Source organism: Campylobacter sp. BCW_6464, assembly GCF_001762775.1.
Lineage (GTDB): Bacteria > Campylobacterota > Campylobacteria > Campylobacterales > Campylobacteraceae > Campylobacter_D > Campylobacter_D jejuni.
The window spans coordinates 39,671-56,860 of record NZ_MJXM01000027.1; the positions used below are offsets into that span (position 1 = coordinate 39,671).

Sequence of the window (17,190 nt, forward strand, 5' to 3'; positions counted from 1 at the left end):
TTATGAATTATATATAAATTAAATACAATTAAAAGAGGTTATATGCAAAATCTTTTACTCTATATAAACAATAACCTAACTCCAACCCTAGCTCAAATTCTTTTACAAGCTTTAAAAAATTCGAATAATGAAAAATTTTTTACCTTTGTTTTGGAAAATATTGAAATAATTTGCACTTGGCTCAATTCTAGCGAATTTAAGAATAGATATTTATCAATAAAACATCCTTATCCACCTTTAATCAATCCTAATTTTATAGAAATAGATGCTAGTCGACATTGTGCAGAATTAGCCTGGGATTTAAATTTACCCCTACCTAAACACTATAAATTTATCTATATTTCTCCACATGGCGTTGGAGCAGCAGCATTTTTAAGATACCTTAATCAATGTTGCGATGTAACTTGTTTTGCCTCCTGGGTTTTACCACCTGATGCCAAAGAAAGATATTGTCTTAATTACATGTGTCTAAATGACAATACGATTACTCAATATGCTATTAATATATCAGAAATCAATCTACCTTATTTTGATAAATATCTATCTTTATTGGATTTTAACTCTAAAATTATTTGCGGAGTTCGCGATCCAATAGGAATTTTAAAGCATAACTGGGGAAGAGATTGGAGTAAAGTTTTAAGAAACTATCCCTCTGAATTTAATCTAACTTATGATTGGCGTTATTATATCGACTATCTTACTCATCAAAATCATAAAATTAAAATCGATATAAACGAACTACAACAAGGAGTTTTTATCATCTCTTATTTATTAAAATATTTTAACAAAAACAATGTATACTATCTTGATATGGAAGAAATCCGCCAATCAAAGGCCTTCGATACTATGAATTTACTTGCTATAAATTTTAATTTTACCCCCCCCCATAAAGATAAATTAGATTTATTTAAAATTAAAGAATTTAGAGGTTATATTCGCTATCTTTTTCCTATCACACTCTATGCAAATTCTAAAGATATTAATAACACCTTTTATCTTAATACTCCTAAAAATAATAAAAATTTCAATATTGATAAAACTTCTAGCATTCCCATAATTTTAGACAGAAAACATATCAATCATGAAAAAATAGACATAATACAAGAAATTATAAAAAACGACCTATGTAATGATATGGGTGTATATATTGATAAAAATGATTTTAAACAATTAGAACAAAACAATCTTTTATTTTCAACAATTAAACATTATTTGTATGATTTTTTATATCAAATTAAAATAACCATAGATGAAACAGAATCAAAAATGATGAAAGAAAAAGATGTAATAGATTATTTTATAAAAAATAAATCACTTATTTATACTTTTTTTAATATATTTGAAAATGAACTAAATCATTTAAAACAAACACATCCTCATATTATTGACTCTTGGAAATATTATAAAGAATTTGAAAAGATATACAAAGATAAATAATTATCTTACTTACACAAAATCAATAGGATCAATATCTGCACTTACATTTTTAAATTGCAAAATATAATTTTCAATTGCCACTAAAACTTTATGATTTTCACTTCTAAGTAATAAATAAAAACGATATTTTCCATGTAGCATTTCAACTCCACAAATTCCATAGCCTACCAATTTTACCTGTTTGATATTTTTAAATTGAGAAGCAAATTTTTCACAAAGTTTTTGTGCACTTTTTTGATCTTTATCTTCTATAAGAACTCTTAAAAGGCGTTTAAATGGGGGGTAAAGATCTTTTCTATTTTCTAACTCATCTTTTAAAAAAGCATCATAATTCTCTATATACCTTTCAAAAAAAGCTCTATTTTTTGTTTGTAAAAGTACTCTTGCTTCGCCTTTACGCCCTGCCCTGCCTGCAACTTGCATAGCTAAAGCTAAAGTTTCTTCACTCGCTCTAAAATTAGGACGCAACAAATATTCATCAAGCCCTAAAATCACACTCAAATCCACACTATGATAATCATGCCCTTTAGCAAGCATAGAGGTGCCAATAAGTATATCGATCTTATCTTCATTAAAGTCTTTTAAAATAGTATTAAGCTTTTTAACGCTTGTGATTTCATCGCTATCAAATTTTGCTATTTTTGCTAAAGGCAAAGCATTTTGCAAAAGCTCTAAAAGTTCAGCAGTCCCCATTTTTCTAGCTTCTAACATTTCTCCTTTACAACTTGGACAATTTTGCTCTATTAAAGAAGTATAATTACAATAATGACATTTTAAAACATTTTTCTTTTTATGCATACTCATAGCAATAGAACAAAAAGGACATTTTATCGTTTCTCCGCAATCCTTGCAAATGATTTGCCTAAAATTAGCCCTTGTAGGTAAAAACACTATAGCTTGTTTTTGATGTTTTAAACTTTTTTCTAATTCGCTTAAAAGCATAGGTGTTATACCAAGCTCATTTTCATCATATAAAAAATGTTTTTTGCTCTCAAAAAAAGTTCCTTTTAGTCTAAAACTTTTTTGTTTGTAAAAACTCGTCAAAGATGGGGTTGCAGAACCTAAAACCACTTTAATATTATTTTTTTGACCCAAAAAAAGTGCTAAATCTCTTGCATTGATAAAAGGCTGATTAGAAGCCTTGTAAGAATTATCATGTTCTTCATCTACTACAATAAGTCCTAAATTTCTAAAAGGCAAAAACAAAGCCGATCTTGCACCCGCTACTAAAAGCACTTCTCCCTTGCAAAAACGCTCTAAATATTCTTGCTTTTTTTTCTTTGAAATTTTAGAATGCCACAGGAAAAAATTATCCTTAAAATACACTTCCAAACGCTTTTTCATTTGTGGAGTAAGTGCGATTTCTGGCATCAAAAGCAAAGCTTGCTTACCCTGTTCCAAACACTCTTTTATCAAAGAAATATAAATTTCAGTCTTGCCACTACCCGTATCAGCAAAAAGCAAGGAGTTGTTTTCTTTTTGAAGAAAACTTAAGGCATTTTGTTGTTGATTGCTTAGCTTAGGGGTATCTTTAAAAAACATTTTTTGACATTCATACTTAGGACTAGTTTCAAAAAATCCCAAAACAAAACCAAGTTTTGAAGCATAATAATAAACAATAAAATTTGCTAATTCAAATTGCAAAGGAGTTAGAAAATACCCTGTAATTTCTTTAATTTCTACGGTTTTAAAATCAGGTTTTTGACATTCTTTAAGCACGATAGCTTTAAGGTTTTTTTTAGTTTTTAAATCCACTAATACTTGTGTTAAAGGTTTGATTTCATCAAAACTATGAAAAGTTAAATTATCCAAATACAAACCACAAATTGCAAGTTCATAATATCTTATATCAAATCTTTGCATCTAGAACTTCCTATACACTTTAACAAACCTTCTTTAGAATCATAAATAAATTCAACCATCTCTTTGGCGTTTAATGCAAATCTATAGTGATTTTTACCTATTTTTATCCAAGATTTAAAATCAGAATAAATAGGCGTATCAAGCAAAGAATAATCACAATCATTTAAACAATAAAAGAGTTTTTCTTTGGCTTGATTGTTTTGCGCATTATCTAAAATTTCTGGAAAATTTAAATTTTTAAGTCTCATTTGACTACGCATTAAAGCAAGAGCCGAGCTTAGCATTTCATAGTCCATTTTTAATTTTAAAATTTTAACCTCATCTTTTGTAGTATTGATAAAAGATAAAGATAAGCTTGATAAAATTCCCAAAATCAAAATCACAAAAACAAGCTCAAGCAGAGTAAAAGCTTTATTCATTTTGTCGGGAGTTCTTCATTGATTGCTTTTATTAGTTTCTTAAGTTCTCTTTCTAAAATATAATTTTCATAACTTTTTTTAACAAACGCATCTACAAAGCGTTTAAGTTCTATTTTTTTTGTACCGCCAGAAATCAAAGCGATATCATCTTCTAAAAAATTTGCAAATTCTTCACTGCACTTAACAATGAAATCTTTTGCATTGACATTAACAATGACTTGTTTTAGATTATCTGCCAAGAACAGCCTCTATTTTCTTATAAATATCTTCGCTTTCTATATTGCGAGATTTAAGTTCTTCTTCTAAACGCATGATTTGATTACTTTTTGCTTCATTTTGTGCTTTAACGCTTACAAGCTCATTTCTTAAAGCCTCATTGGCTTCGCAAACTTCGTTATACTTTTCAATTAATTCATTTACTTTATCTGTCATAGTATTGATTATTTTTTCATCAAACATATTTTTGCCTTCTTAAGAAATTTGTAATTTATGGAAAATATTATTTGATATTGTAGCAGAAAAAAATTTAAATTTAGGTTTTTATTGTCAATTAATTTTTAATTAAAGCATTTTCTTTTAAAATTTTTTCAAAAATAAAAATAAAGTAGAAAAATGTTAGAACTTACCAGCGAATTTAAACCCAGTCCCGATCAACAAGAAGCCATAAAAGGCATAGTAAAAAGTATAAAAAAAGGCAACAAATATCAAACCTTACTAGGCGTTACAGGAAGTGGAAAAACCTTTACCATGGCAAATGTCATTAAAGAACTTAATATACCCACTCTTATCATGAGTCACAACAAAAGCCTTTGTGCACAACTTTATAGCGAATTTAAAGGCTTTTTTTCTAAAAATCATGTGGAATATTTTATATCTTATTATGATTATTATCAACCTGAAGCCTATATCCCACGCACTGATGTTTTCATAGAAAAAGACAGCTCTACTAATGAAGACTTAGAACGTTTAAGACTGAGTGCTACTGCTTCTCTTTTAAGTTATGAAGATGTAGTTTGCATAGCTAGTGTTTCGGCAAATTATGGACTTGGCAATCCAAATGAATACATAGGCATGGTTTTAATCTTTGAACTAGGTATGCAAATTTCACAAAAAGAACTTTTAAAAAAACTTGTAGATATGGGTTATAAAAGAAATGATAATTTTTTTGATCGTGCAGATTTTAGAGTTCAAGGAGATATTATAGACATTTATCCAGCTTATTATGAAGATGAAGTAGTAAGGCTTGAATTTTTTGGCGATGAGCTTGATGCTATGTATCATTACAATGTTTTAGAAAATAAAAAAGGCAAAGATTTAAAACGCTTCATACTCTATCCTACAAGCCAGTTTAGCGTGGGCGAAACAAGACTAAAACAAGCGATAAAAGATATCAAAGCAGAACTTAACGAACGCCTTGCTTATTTTGAACATGAAAATAAACTCGTAGAATATCAACGCCTTAAACAAAGGGTTGAATTTGATCTTGAAATGCTTACAAGCACAGGAATGTGTAAAGGTGTTGAAAATTATGCAAGGCATTTAACAGGACTTAAAGAAGGTGATACTCCTTATACGCTTTTTGATTATTTTGCGATTAAAGATAGAAAATTTCTTGTTATAGTCGATGAAAGCCATGTATCTTTACCACAATTTAGAGGTATGTTTGCAGGAGATAGAAGCAGAAAACAAACCTTGGTTGATTATGGTTTTCGTTTGCCTTCAGCCTTGGATAACCGTCCTTTAATGTTTGATGAATTTATCCATAAAAATTGTCAATTTCTTTTTGTTTCAGCCACACCTGCACCTTTAGAACTTGAACTGAGTAAAGAAAATATCTTTCATCAAATCATGCGTCCTACAGGACTGCTTGATCCTTTAATAGAATTAAAAGATAGTGATAATCAGGTTGAAATTTTATTTGATGAGGCTAAAAAAGTCATACAAAGAAACGAACGGGTTTTAGTAACCGTGCTGACTAAAAAACTCGCTGAAGAACTTACAAGGTATTATTTAGAACTTGGTATAAAAGTCAAATACATGCACTCAGATATCGATGCTATAGAACGCAATGAAATCATAAGAGGTTTAAGAAGCGGTGCTTTTGATATGCTAATTGGCATTAACTTACTTAGAGAAGGACTTGATTTGCCTGAAGTTTCACTCATTGCCATTATGGATGCAGATAAGGAAGGTTTTTTAAGAAGTACTACAAGTTTAATCCAAACCATGGGAAGAGCAGCTAGAAATGTCAATGGTAAGGTTTTGCTTTTTTGCAAAAAAATCACAAAATCCATGCAAGAAGCTATGGATACCACCAATGAACGTCGCAAACTTCAAATGGCTTATAATAAAAAATATAATATCACGCCAGCTTCAGTCAAACGCCATATTGAAGAAAGCTTGAAAAATGAAGAGGATTTAGGCGAAATTTATCGCAAAGGTAAAAAACTAGAAAAAATGCCTGCTAGCGAAAGAGCAAAACTTGTCAAGGAATTAAGAAAGCAAATGCTTGAAGCAGCAAAAGCACTTGAGTTTGAAAAAGCTGCTGCAATTAGAGATGAGATTAATAAATTAAGGGATTTATAATAAAAATATATCCCTTGTTCTAACTCCCGCCTCATTAAGTAAAGCACTTAAAATTTCATACTGAAAGTCTTGTAAGGGACGTTTTTCTTTTAAAACTATACCTATGACCCCTTTAGTTTTTTCCCCATCTTCTATAGGTAAATACATAGCATTGGCATTAGGCAGGGTATTTGTGCAAACACCTGCTCTTTCTTTATTTGTTGCAACCCATTGAGCAATAGCAATCTCATCAGCACTAAAACAATTTTTTAACATTTGCTTATCATCGTTAAAAAACAACAAAGGTTTCGATAAAATATTGTTTTTATTTATAGGATAAATAATAATAGGTAAATTTAATAATTTTAAAGCTTGATTTCCAAGTTGTTCCCAAAGCTCTTGTTTGCTTTTTACTCTTGCTAACTTTTCACTATTTTCAAGCAAAATAGCTGTTCTATAAGCTCTTTTAGTGAGTTCTTTAGATTGCAATTTTAATCTTCTAGTAAAAACAGCTGTTAAAAATCCAACTATAAACATAGTTGTAAAAGTAATAATATTTCCACTATCATGAACTTTAAGACTAAAAATAGGTTCTAAAAAGAAAAAATTATAAATCAAGACACTTACCAAAGAAGAATAAAAGGCGAAAATTTTATTATCAGAAATAAAAGAAGAAGCAAAAACTGCTAAAATAAAAATCATAACTATATTACTTGGCTGAGTATTAAATTTATGAAATACAAAAGCTATAAAAGTTGCTAAAAGCAAAACTCCTGTGATTTTTAAAAAACCTAAAAAATCAAAACCTTTTTTACTTCGTATTTTAGGAGTAGAAATTTGATTTTCATTAACAAGATATAAATCAATATTGGGTGCTTTTTTAGCAACAGCTTCAAAAATCTCTTCTTTAAACTTTTTTTTATCTTTATTTTTACCTAAAACAATTTTAGAAACATTGCTAAGGCTTGAATACTCTGCAATTTGTCTTGCTATATCATCATCATATACGCTAATGATTTCAGCATCAAAACTTTTAGCTAGTTCTATATTTTCTTCTAAGGCTTTTTCTTCTTTAATATTGGGATTTTTTATATAAAGCGCACTCAATTTAGCATGAAAAGCTAAAGCAAGTCTTGCAGCTGCACGAATAACCTTTGCATTTGAAGCATTAATACAAACTAAAATATGCTCTCCAGTATGATAAGCTAAATCATCATTAATAAGCCTTTGTTCACTTGCTCTTAAATTCACTCTTGAAGCAAGTCTTCTTAAGGCAATCTCACGCAAAGCTATAAGTCTTTCTTGGCGAAAGAAATTTTCAAGTGCTAGTTTAGCTTGTTTTTCCTTATAAATTTTGCCATCTTGCATTCTTTTTAAAAGCTTATTGGGTTCAATATCAACAAGTTCAACCTGATCAGCCTCATCAAAAATACGATCAGGGATACGCTCTTTAACTTCTATCTTACTGATATTAGCGACTAAATCATTTAAACTTTCTAAATGTTGTATATTTAAAGTAGTATAAACATCAATCCCTGCTTTTAGAAGTTCTTCTATATCTTGAAAACGCTTTTCATTACGCAAGCCTTTAGCATTAGTGTGTGCAAGCTCATCTACTAAAACCAAAGCAGGTTTTCTCTTAAGGGTAGCGTCTAAATCAAATTCTTTTAATACTATATTTTTATAAGGAATTTCAAGATTAGCTATACTTTCAAAACCTTGTGTTAAAGCCATTGTTTCAGGTCTATCGTGAGGCTCTATATAGCCTAAAACAACATCAACTCCATTATCCCTTAAAGTTCTAGCTTCACTTAACATAGCATAAGTTTTTCCAGAACCTGCAGCATAACCTAAGAAGATTTTTAATTTTGCAAGTTTGTTTTTTTCTTCTTCCTTGGCTTTAACCTCAAGTTTTTTAAGAATTTGTTCAGGACTTTGTCTTTGCATGTTTATTCTTTTTTCATGGCTTTAGCAATAGCTATATTAACGGCTAAAACATTAACTTTTTCTTCCCCAAAAATCCCTAAAAATTTAGACTCGGTATTTTCTTGAATGATTTTTTCTAATTCTTCTTTGGTGATTTTTGAAGATTGACTTATCCTAGGAATTTGCACTAGGGCTGCTTGAAGACTGATATGAGGATCAAGACCTGATCCTGAAGCGCTTAATAAATCCAAAGGAATTTGTTCTTTTGTAATTTGCGGATTTTCATCTAAAAATTTTTGCAAATCTTTTTGCACACGCTCTTTTAAAGCAGGATTTGACATAGCATAATTAAATCCACCTGAACTTACACTGCTTTCATTTGCATCACTTGTATTGTAATTTAATACAGATGCTCTTGAATGTAGAAAATAAGGCTTATTAAAATCTTGACCCAAAAGCTTTGAACCTACCGCTTTACTTATATCCAAAGTTGGACGACCTTCTTTATCCACTAAACTTCCACTTGATTGATAAGGAAAAATAAATTTTGCAACTGTATTTAAAGCAAAAGGATAAATAAGAGTACACAATATTAGCATTACCACAAAAAAACTAAGCAAAGTTCTAAGCATATCACACTCCTAAAATTCTAAGTATCCAAGCTGTAGGAATATCAATTATTTTTATCCCTATAAAAGGTGCGATCATACCGCCTAAACCATAAATACTCAAATTTCTTAAAAGCAAATGCTCGCTTTTCATAGGCTTAAATTTAACTCCACGCATAGCAATAGGTATGAGCAAAGGTATAATAATAGCATTAAAAATAAGTGCTGATAAAATAGCACTTTGCGGGGTAGCCAAATGCATAATATTTAAAATTTGCATTTGAGGTAAAACCACACTAAACATAGCAGGTAAAATAGCAAAATACTTAGCAATATCATTTGCCATGCTAAAAGTTGTAAGACTACCCCTAGTAATAAGCAAACCTTTTCCTATTTCAACTACTTCTAAAATTTTAGTAGGATTAGAATCAAGATCTATCATATTGGCTGCTTCTTTGGCTGCTTGAGTTCCTGAGTTCATAGCTATACCTACATCAGCTTGTGCAAGAGCTGGAGCATCATTGGTTCCATCTCCTGTCATGGCTACTATCTTACCTTGGGCTTGTTCTTTTTTAATGGCTTCTATTTTATCTTCAGGCTTGCATTCTGCTATAAATCCATCAAGCCCTGCTTCTTTAGCTATAGTAGCTGCTGTTAAAGGATTATCTCCAGTACACATTAAAGTTTTTATGCCCATTTTTCTAAGCTCATCAAAACGCTCTTTAAGTCCTGGTTTTACTGTATCCTTTAGATAAATCACTCCTAAAATTTTTTCATTTTTACACACTACCAAAGGAGTGCCACCAAGATTTGAAATTTCCATTACCTTAGTTTCTAAATCGCTAGGAATTTTTCCATTCATTTCGCTTATATAAGCTCTTATAGCATCAAAAGCACCTTTGCGAATTTTTGTATTATCTTGCAAATCCACACCGCTCATTCTATTTTGAGCGCTAAATTCGATAAATTCTTTAATATCATTACCTTTTAATTCATAACCCATTTTTTGAGCCAATGCAACTATACTTTTACCTTCTGGAGTTTCATCTTTTAAAGAGGATAAAACACAAGCTTTAATCATTTCTTCTTTACTTATACCTTGGACTTCATAAAATTCATTTGCCAAACGGTTTCCAAAAGTAATCGTTCCTGTTTTATCCAAAATCATAGTATCAACATCACCACAACTTTCAACAGCCTTGCCTGAAAGTGCGATCACATTAAAACGCGTTACCCTGTCCATACCTGCTATTCCTATAGCTGATAAAAGCCCCCCTATAGTTGTAGGAATAAGACATACAAGCAATGCTACTAACCACGAAATAGGCAAACTCACGCCTAAAAATTGCATAAAAGGATATAAACTTACAACCACTACTAAAAAACTCAAACTAAGAACAATTAAAAGAGTATTAAGAGCAATTTCATTTGGAGTTTTTTGACGCGCAGCACCTTCTACAAGATTGATCATTTTATCTAAAAAACTTTCCCCAGATCCAACTAAAATTTTAATCTTTAAAAAATCAGTTAAAACCGTAGTCCCACCTGTAACAGAAGAAAAATCACCGCCCGCTTCACGCATAACAGGAGCACTTTCACCTGTAATAGCTGATTCATCAACACTTGCAGCACCTTCTATAATTTCTCCATCATTAGGTATAAGTTCACCTGCTTTAACTAAAACTATATCACCTATTTTTAACTCGCTAGAATTAAGCATTTCTTCACTGCCATCACTTTTTATGCGTCTAGCTTTAGAATCCTTTTTACTTTGTCTTAAGGTAGCTGCTTGGGCTTTACCCCTTCCTTCTGCAATACTTTCTGCAAAATTTGCAAAAAGCAAGGTTACAAATAAAATAAAAGTGATTAAGATGTTATAAATTCTTTCATCAGAATTTCCATTAAACAAAGTAGGAAAAATACTTAAAATCAAAGTAAGAATCAATCCAACTTCCACCATAAACATAACAGGATTTTTTATCATAAAGCGTGGATCAAATTTTAAAAATGCTCCTTTTATGGCATTATTTAAAATTTCTTTTGTAATGAGTTTATTTTGTTTTTTAGACATTGACTCTCCTTAATGCCATAAAGATAAATATTCTGCAACGCTTGATAAAGTAAGCACTGGAAAAAAAGTAAGTGCAGCAAAAATATATATAATACAAACAAGCACAAACATAAAAGTTAAATTATCCGTTTTTAAAGAATTTGCAGTATTTTCTTGTGTATTTTTAGCCAAAAGCGATCCAGCTATAGCAAGCTGAGCTATTAAAACCAAATAACGCCCACAAAACATAGCAAAAGCTGTACTTAAATTCCAAAATAAATTATCATCTTTTAAACCTTCAAGTCCTGAACCATTATTTGCTGCCGAAGAACTAAATTCATACAAAATTTGAGCCAAGCCATGAAAGCTAGGATTGCTTATACTATCTTTTGCAAAAACAACAGCTAATGCACTTAAAACAAGGATTAATAAAGGATGGATAAGAATTACCAAAGCTATAAGCTTCATTTGTGCGCTTTCTATTTTTTTACCCAAGAATTCTGGAGTTCTGCCTATCATTAATGCACAAATAAACACGGTTAAAAGCACATAAATAATCATATTCATAAGCCCTACTCCTTCGCCACCAAAAGCTACATTTAACATCATATTTAACAAAGTAGCACTGATGCTTAAAGGATTTAAACTATCGTGCATATTATTGACGCTTCCTGTAGTAAAAGCAGTAGTTACAGCACTAAATAAACTCGAACCATCTGTGCCAAATCTTATTTCTTTACCTTCTAAATTTCCCAAATTTGCATTTAAACCCAAAGAATCCAAATTTGGATTTGACATTTTTTCGCTAAAATAAATTAAAAGCAAAGAAATGATAAAAATAATCCCCATTGCACCAAAAATAACTCCCCCTTCTTTTCCCATAAGAGCAAAACCTTGTCTTTCTTTTCTATGATAAACCATCAATCCAAAAGCTACAACACAGGCGCTAGGAATAAGCATCATGGATAAAATTTGTAAAAAATTTGTAAGTGAAGTAGGATTTTCAAAAGGCATACTTGAATTAGCACCAAAAAAACCACCCCCATTTGTCCCTAAATGTTTTATAGACTCAAGAGCTGCAACAGGACCTGTGGCAATACTTTGAAATTTATTTTCTAAAGTAAGCACGCTAAAATTTGCGTGATAGTTTTGCACCACGCCTTCAGAGATAAAAATTACAGCCAAAATAAAACTTAAAGGCAACATCAAACGCGTAATAATACGCGTAAAATCTTCATAAAAATTTCCCATTTGCATACCACATAAAGCACGACAAAAAGCCATACAAGCAGAATATCCACTTGCACTTGAAACAAACATAGCAAGTAAAATGCCTGTATTTTGGGAAAGCAAACTTAAAGCACTCTCTCCACTATAATGCTGAAGGTTTGTATTTGTAATAAAACTAATTACAGTATTTAAATTCAAATCCCCTTTCATAGAATTTATCGAATTGGGATTTAAAAAAAGTTTATCTTGTAAATAAAAAATCACGAAAGAAAAAATAGCCACTAAGGCATTAAAAGCAATTAAATGCAAAGAATATTTTTGCCAAATCATATTTTTTCTATCAATCGCACAAATTTTATAAATTAAGTTATCAATTGGATTAAAAATAAAATCAAAAATAGTTTTTTTACAGCTTGCAATTTTATAAAGATAATTTCCAAAAATTAAAGCCAATATAAAAGCTATAATCAGTGTTATTAAAATTTCTAGCATATTTTTCCTTTAAAATTTTTCAGGATATAATAGAGCATAAAATAAATAAAGAGCAAGTATTAAGCTTAAAACTAGTAAAAATATCATCCGCGTGTCCTAGTTTGAATTTCACAAAAACGGATAAAAAACCATAAACTACCAAAAGCTAAAAGCAGAAGCAAAGCAAAGATAACATCCATAGGATAGCCCTTTCTCATTGATTCAAAATAGGATTTATTCTATCCTTGTTAAGCTTATATTTTGATTAATACTAATTTTATGATTTATTTATAATTTTTATCTATATTAAATAAAAAGACAAATGAAAAATTTAGCAGGAAAAATCCTGCTAAAAATTGTTAAAGATAACCCGCTGCCATAGCAATAAAATATCCTGCTATACAAGAAGTGATTACACCTATAAGACCTGGTAAAATAAAACTATGATTGATAACAAATTTACCGATGTGAGTAGTACCTGATCTGTCAAATTGTATAGTAGCTAAATCGCTTGGATAAGTTGGTAAAATATAATATCCATAACAAGCAGCCGCAAAGGCAACAATTACACCAGGTTCAACACCAATTCCTAAAGCCAAAGGAACAAAAGCCGAAATAGCTGCTGCTTGAGAGTTTACAAATTTTGAAATTAAAAGAAGCATTACAGCATAAGTCCAAGGATGCTCTTTTACTATATCTCCAAGCGCTGCTTTCATCATAGGAGTGTGAACTGCAAACATAGTATCAGCCATCCAAGAAATTCCAAAAACCGCAACAAGCGCTATCATGCCTGATTTAAAAATTTCATTAGAGCCGATTTTCTTTGCATCTGTTTTAGTAAAGATGATAATCAAAGAACCTGCTAAAAGCATAAACATCTGAATAACTGAAACCATGGATAAAACATCCATTTTAGGGTTACCTAAAGCATCTACTTGAGGAATGCCATTTTTTACAACTTGTCCCCAGTTTGGACGCAAAAAATCAAATACACCCAATAAAGCCACTAAAGCAATAGCTCCTAAGAAAATCCACATTGCGACCCAATTGCTTTTTGGAAGTTTAACACCTAAAAGTGTTTTAGAATCCCCATAAACATATTTTTTAAATTCAGGATCTTTAAGTTTTTCTTGAAATACTTCATCTTTATCCAAATCTTTTCCTCTAAACCAAGAAAAAATTCCTATACACAACACACCAAATAATGTACTAGGTATGGTAATTTGAAGAAGATTAATATAACCATCAAAACCTGCTAATTTATGATTAGCATTTAAAAGCAAAGCAGTCAAACTCACAACAGCCACAGATACAGGAGATGCAATAATACCCATTTGTGATGATATAGAAGCTGCTGCCATTGGACGCTCAGGACGAATACCGTTTTTAATCGCTATATCATAAATAATAGGCATAATAGTATAAACCACATGTCCTGTTCCACAAAGTATAGTCAAAAAGCAGGTTACAAAAGGTGCTAGTATTGTTAAAAACTTAGGATTGCGTCTTAAAATTCTTTCTGCTATTTGAAGCATAACATCTAAACCACCACTCGCTTGCAAAGTTGCACTCGCAACCACCACCGCTAAAATTGTAAGCATAACATCTATGGCTGGTTTTCCAGGCTTTATATGAAAAGCAAATACAAGCATTAAAATACCTATACCACCAAGCAAACCAAGCGCTATACCGCCTTTTTTTGCACCGTAAAAAAGACAAATTAAAACGATAATGATTTGGACTGCAAATTGCCCTCCCTCGGTAAGGCTTGTTAAAAAATCCATTTTAACTCCTTTGAAAATTGATATTTAAAAACAGTTATTATTGTATCACATTTTTAAATTAAAGAATAATATTTATAAAAATAAAAATAACAATTTTTTAAATTATTTAAATTAAATTTAAATATAAAACACAAGCGTAATGGGTTTGACAGATTGTATAGAATTTTATCCTTCAAGTTCATATATTTTTTTTCTATCTGTAGAGCTTGCTATATTAAGATGTTTGCGATATTTTGTAATAGTTCTTCGTCCGATATCGACCTTAAATTCTTCTTTGATTAATTCTAAAATTTTACTATCGCTTAAAGGTTTATTGCGATCTTCATTCTTTACTAAATTTGCCACGAATTCTTTAACACCTACATTTGAAGTCTCTCCCTCTTCATCAAGAGCAAAAGCAAAAAAATCACGCAAGGGAATAAGTCCTCTTTCACAACTTAAATATTTATTTGCCACAGCTCTTGATATAGTCGAAGCATTACGTTCTAAATCAAGTGCTAAATCCTTAAAAGTCATAGGTTTTATCTCTTTTCCCATGAAAAAATCATATTGATATTCTACTATCATAAGCCCTATTTTATAAAGAGTAGCTTTTCTCATCGCTAGAGCATCGACTAAATTTTTTGCTTCTTTGATGTAATGACTTAAAAAATCATGCTCTAAACCATCAGTTTGAATTGAAATTTCAGGATAATAATCATCATTGATTTTTACTTTAATTTCACCATTTTCTTTATAAACAAAAATATCAGGAACAATTATACGAGAATCTTCAAAATATTCCAAAAAAGGAGGAGTGCTAAAGCGCTTAAGTACAACCAATGCTTCTTTATATAAAGGCTCTTTGGTATAGTTTTGTATATTTTCAAAATCCATAATCAACATTCTACAAAACTCATCAATATCTTCATCTAATTCCATATTTTCAAGAGCAAATAAAAATGCTTCTTTATAATCTTTAGCTCCTACTCCTACAGGATCTAAAAATTTAAATCTTGCTCTTACTCGCTCAATTTCTTCTAAGGAATACTCTTTTAAAAATTCTTCATCGTATTCAAAATATCCTTCCTCATTTAAGCATTCTATAATTTTTTTTGCAAGCTCTTGAGATTTGTTTGTAGGAAACAAAGGAGGAAGAATCTGTTCATTTAAAAGCTCATAAACACTTTTTTTGGCAAGTCCTTTACTATCCACAAAAGCCGAATTTGCATTATGTTTATAAAATGAATCAAAATAATTCTTATCCTTATCATGAGTTTGTATCGAATCTTGAACATTTAAGAAAGGATTATCCTCAGCAAATTTATCTAAATTTTCTTTTAAATCCTCTATGTTTGCTTGTAAAATCGGCAACCAAGAGCGTAAAGTTTGAGAAATTTTAGTCTTGGGTGCTTGAGTGATTTTTTGCTTTAACATCAATCAAGGAGTTTAAACTCCGCTCCTAAATAATACTTTTTCACGTCTTTATTGGTTGCAATTTCATCAGCATTCCCACTAGCAAGTAAAGAACCTGATCTTATAACATAAGCTCTATCACAAATAGCCAAAGTCTCACGCACATTATGATCAGTAATTAAAACCCCAATCCCTAATCTTTTAAGCTCTTTAATTAAAGTTTGAATTTCAGCCACTGCTATAGGATCAACACCTGCAAAAGGCTCATCAAGAAGCAAAAACTTAGGTTCGCACATCAAGCTTCTAGCGATCTCGCAACGCCTTCTTTCACCTCCACTTAAACTTAAACCTTTCCTTAAACGAATAGGTTCTATACTTAAAAGTTCAAGCATTTGCTCAACTTTATCATGTAAAATTTTTTTATCTTTATAAAAAATCTGAGCCGCTAAAAGCAGGTTATCTTCTACACTTAAATCCTTAAAAATACTACTTTCTTGAGGTAGATAACCTATCCCTGATCTAGCTCTTTTGTTTAAAGGATCTTTTGTTACATCCAAACCATCTAAAAGAACTTTTCCACTACTTGGAGAAATAAGTCCACATATCATATAAAAAGTTGTTGTTTTTCCTGCGCCATTTGGCCCTAAAAGTCCTACAACTTCTCCGCTATTAACCTCTAAAGAAATTCCATGTATAATCTTAGTTTTTTTAATAATTTTTTCTAAATTTACAATTTCTAATTTACTCATAAATTTCATACTTTCTTTTGTCGTCTTTAATGCTAATTTTAATCTGGATAGTAGAAATTCCAAATTTCATTAAAGTTTTTTTCAAATTTTCACCGCCCCATTCAACCAAATGTAAACCTTTTTCAAAAAAATTTTCAAATAAACCATTCGCTAAAAGTCCTTCTAAACCTTCTTGATAAATATCATAATGATAAATGCAAATATCATGATTTTCATATTTTTGCATAGTGGAAAAAGTTGGAGAATCTACCCTTGCATCAAGACCAAGAAATTTAACCCAAGCTTGCACCAAGCTTGTTTTTCCGCTAGCCAAATCTCCTTGAAGCAAAACAACACCTTCTTTAGGCATTATTTGAAGCATCGTTTTGATCTCATCTTTTGCTAAAATAAATTCTTTCATAATTTTACCACATATTCATTTTGTGCATTTTTAGGAATGCTTTTCGTGCTAGGTATAGCTAGGGCTTTATATTTTTGAGTGTATTCAATAAAATGTAAAGTGATAATATCACCCACCTTAACCTCTTTACTCGCTTTAACAATAACGCCATTAATCCCCACTATACCACTTTTACACATATCTTCAGAAATAGCTCTTCTTTTCGTGATATTAACTACATTTAAAAATTTATCTACTCTCATAAAAGCAATTTTAGCAAAAAAAATCAATTTTTGGAACAAAATTTGCTTACG

15 protein-coding genes and 1 pseudogene are annotated in these 17,190 nt (G+C 30.6%); 2 read left to right on the top strand and 14 right to left on the bottom strand.

Annotated features, from left to right (window positions below):
- The first annotated feature begins 42 nt into the window (after positions 1-42).
- The gene (locus AJ885_RS01410; RefSeq protein WP_004305543.1) at positions 43-1,437 is read left to right on the top strand and encodes a DUF2972 domain-containing protein; all 1,395 of its coding nucleotides are present in this window, start codon (positions 43-45) and stop codon (positions 1,435-1,437) included.
- A 9-nt stretch (positions 1,438-1,446) separates the two neighbouring features.
- On the opposite strand, the gene AJ885_RS01415 is transcribed toward AJ885_RS01410, so the two are convergent.
- The 4 genes from AJ885_RS01415 to AJ885_RS01430 are packed head-to-tail and all read right to left on the bottom strand — an operon-like array spanning position 1,447 to position 4,178.
- On the bottom strand, positions 1,447-3,300 hold the full coding sequence (locus AJ885_RS01415) for a primosomal protein N' (protein WP_004305540.1): 1,854 nt from the start codon (positions 3,298-3,300) through the stop codon (positions 1,447-1,449).
- Positions 3,282-3,719, bottom strand: a complete 438-nt coding sequence (locus AJ885_RS01420; protein WP_002852324.1) for a prepilin-type N-terminal cleavage/methylation domain-containing protein — start codon at positions 3,717-3,719, stop codon at positions 3,282-3,284. The genes AJ885_RS01415 and AJ885_RS01420 overlap by 19 nt, the downstream gene beginning before the upstream one ends.
- Complete coding sequence (locus AJ885_RS01425; RefSeq protein WP_002854947.1) at positions 3,716-3,958, bottom strand: hypothetical protein; 243 nt, start codon at positions 3,956-3,958, stop codon at positions 3,716-3,718. Before AJ885_RS01425 ends, AJ885_RS01420 begins: the two co-directional genes overlap by 4 nt.
- Positions 3,948-4,178 (bottom strand): hypothetical protein, encoded by a 231-nt coding sequence (locus tag AJ885_RS01430; protein WP_002852327.1) that lies wholly within the window; start codon positions 4,176-4,178, stop codon positions 3,948-3,950. Before AJ885_RS01430 ends, AJ885_RS01425 begins: the two co-directional genes overlap by 11 nt.
- A gap of 153 nt (positions 4,179-4,331) precedes the next feature.
- Between AJ885_RS01430 and uvrB the strand changes: the two genes are divergently transcribed.
- Positions 4,332-6,305 carry an excinuclease ABC subunit UvrB gene (gene uvrB / locus AJ885_RS01435; RefSeq protein WP_002861369.1) on the top strand — a complete coding sequence of 658 codons (1,974 nt, stop codon included), beginning with the start codon at positions 4,332-4,334 and terminating at the stop codon, positions 6,303-6,305.
- Here the strand turns inward: uvrB and AJ885_RS01440 are convergent.
- The 10 genes and pseudogenes from AJ885_RS01440 to AJ885_RS01480 form a co-directional block, all read right to left on the bottom strand.
- On the bottom strand, positions 6,300-8,231 hold the full coding sequence (locus AJ885_RS01440) for a sensor histidine kinase (protein ID WP_002877682.1): 1,932 nt from the start codon (positions 8,229-8,231) through the stop codon (positions 6,300-6,302). The genes uvrB and AJ885_RS01440 overlap by 6 nt on opposite strands.
- Positions 8,232-8,233: 2 nt before the next feature.
- Entirely contained in the window at positions 8,234-8,842 is a 609-nt protein-coding gene (gene kdpC, locus AJ885_RS01445) for a potassium-transporting ATPase subunit KdpC (protein WP_002871323.1), read from the bottom strand.
- A gap of 1 nt (position 8,843) precedes the next feature.
- Positions 8,844-10,889 carry a potassium-transporting ATPase subunit KdpB gene (gene kdpB / locus AJ885_RS01450; protein ID WP_070280601.1) on the bottom strand — a complete coding sequence of 682 codons (2,046 nt, stop codon included), beginning with the start codon at positions 10,887-10,889 and terminating at the stop codon, positions 8,844-8,846.
- A gap of 9 nt (positions 10,890-10,898) precedes the next feature.
- Positions 10,899-12,590 carry a potassium-transporting ATPase subunit KdpA gene (gene kdpA, locus AJ885_RS01455; protein WP_070280602.1) on the bottom strand — a complete coding sequence of 564 codons (1,692 nt, stop codon included), beginning with the start codon at positions 12,588-12,590 and terminating at the stop codon, positions 10,899-10,901.
- Between the two features lie 9 nt (positions 12,591-12,599).
- A pseudogene (gene kdpF / locus AJ885_RS10050) lies at positions 12,600-12,787 on the bottom strand (K(+)-transporting ATPase subunit F).
- Between the two features lie 141 nt (positions 12,788-12,928).
- Entirely contained in the window at positions 12,929-14,353 is a 1,425-nt protein-coding gene (locus tag AJ885_RS01460; protein ID WP_004305519.1) for an anaerobic C4-dicarboxylate transporter, read from the bottom strand.
- Positions 14,354-14,518: 165 nt separating this feature from the next.
- Positions 14,519-15,769: an RNA polymerase factor sigma-54 gene (locus AJ885_RS01465; RefSeq protein ID WP_070280604.1), complete on the bottom strand. Its 1,251-nt coding sequence runs from the start codon at positions 15,767-15,769 to the stop codon at positions 14,519-14,521.
- The gene (gene lptB, locus AJ885_RS01470) at positions 15,769-16,497 is read right to left on the bottom strand and encodes an LPS export ABC transporter ATP-binding protein (protein WP_002855252.1); all 729 of its coding nucleotides are present in this window, start codon (positions 16,495-16,497) and stop codon (positions 15,769-15,771) included. Before lptB ends, AJ885_RS01465 begins: the two co-directional genes overlap by 1 nt.
- Entirely contained in the window at positions 16,490-16,897 is a 408-nt protein-coding gene (gene tsaE / locus AJ885_RS01475; protein ID WP_002854905.1) for a tRNA (adenosine(37)-N6)-threonylcarbamoyltransferase complex ATPase subunit type 1 TsaE, read from the bottom strand. Before tsaE ends, lptB begins: the two co-directional genes overlap by 8 nt.
- Positions 16,894-17,139 carry an RNA-binding S4 domain-containing protein gene (locus tag AJ885_RS01480; RefSeq protein WP_070280633.1) on the bottom strand — a complete coding sequence of 82 codons (246 nt, stop codon included), beginning with the start codon at positions 17,137-17,139 and terminating at the stop codon, positions 16,894-16,896. The genes tsaE and AJ885_RS01480 overlap by 4 nt, the downstream gene beginning before the upstream one ends.
- Between the last annotated feature and the right edge of the window lie 51 nt (positions 17,140-17,190).

Coding starts and splice junctions, on each gene's coding strand:
- AJ885_RS01410 (WP_004305543.1), top strand. CDS start 43: ATGCAAAATCTTTTACTCTATATAAACAATAACCTAACTCCAACCCTA.
- AJ885_RS01415 (WP_004305540.1), bottom strand. CDS start 3,300: ATGCAAAGATTTGATATAAGATATTATGAACTTGCAATTTGTGGTTTG.
- AJ885_RS01420 (WP_002852324.1), bottom strand. CDS start 3,719: ATGAATAAAGCTTTTACTCTGCTTGAGCTTGTTTTTGTGATTTTGATT.
- AJ885_RS01430 (WP_002852327.1), bottom strand. CDS start 4,178: ATGTTTGATGAAAAAATAATCAATACTATGACAGATAAAGTAAATGAA.
- uvrB (WP_002861369.1), top strand. CDS start 4,332: ATGTTAGAACTTACCAGCGAATTTAAACCCAGTCCCGATCAACAAGAA.
- AJ885_RS01440 (WP_002877682.1), bottom strand. CDS start 8,231: ATGCAAAGACAAAGTCCTGAACAAATTCTTAAAAAACTTGAGGTTAAA.
- kdpC (WP_002871323.1), bottom strand. CDS start 8,842: ATGCTTAGAACTTTGCTTAGTTTTTTTGTGGTAATGCTAATATTGTGT.
- kdpB (WP_070280601.1), bottom strand. CDS start 10,889: ATGTCTAAAAAACAAAATAAACTCATTACAAAAGAAATTTTAAATAAT.
- kdpA (WP_070280602.1), bottom strand. CDS start 12,590: ATGCTAGAAATTTTAATAACACTGATTATAGCTTTTATATTGGCTTTA.
- AJ885_RS01460 (WP_004305519.1), bottom strand. CDS start 14,353: ATGGATTTTTTAACAAGCCTTACCGAGGGAGGGCAATTTGCAGTCCAA.
- AJ885_RS01465 (WP_070280604.1), bottom strand. CDS start 15,769: ATGTTAAAGCAAAAAATCACTCAAGCACCCAAGACTAAAATTTCTCAA.
- lptB (WP_002855252.1), bottom strand. CDS start 16,497: ATGAGTAAATTAGAAATTGTAAATTTAGAAAAAATTATTAAAAAAACT.
- tsaE (WP_002854905.1), bottom strand. CDS start 16,897: ATGAAAGAATTTATTTTAGCAAAAGATGAGATCAAAACGATGCTTCAA.
- AJ885_RS01480 (WP_070280633.1), bottom strand. CDS start 17,139: ATGAGAGTAGATAAATTTTTAAATGTAGTTAATATCACGAAAAGAAGA.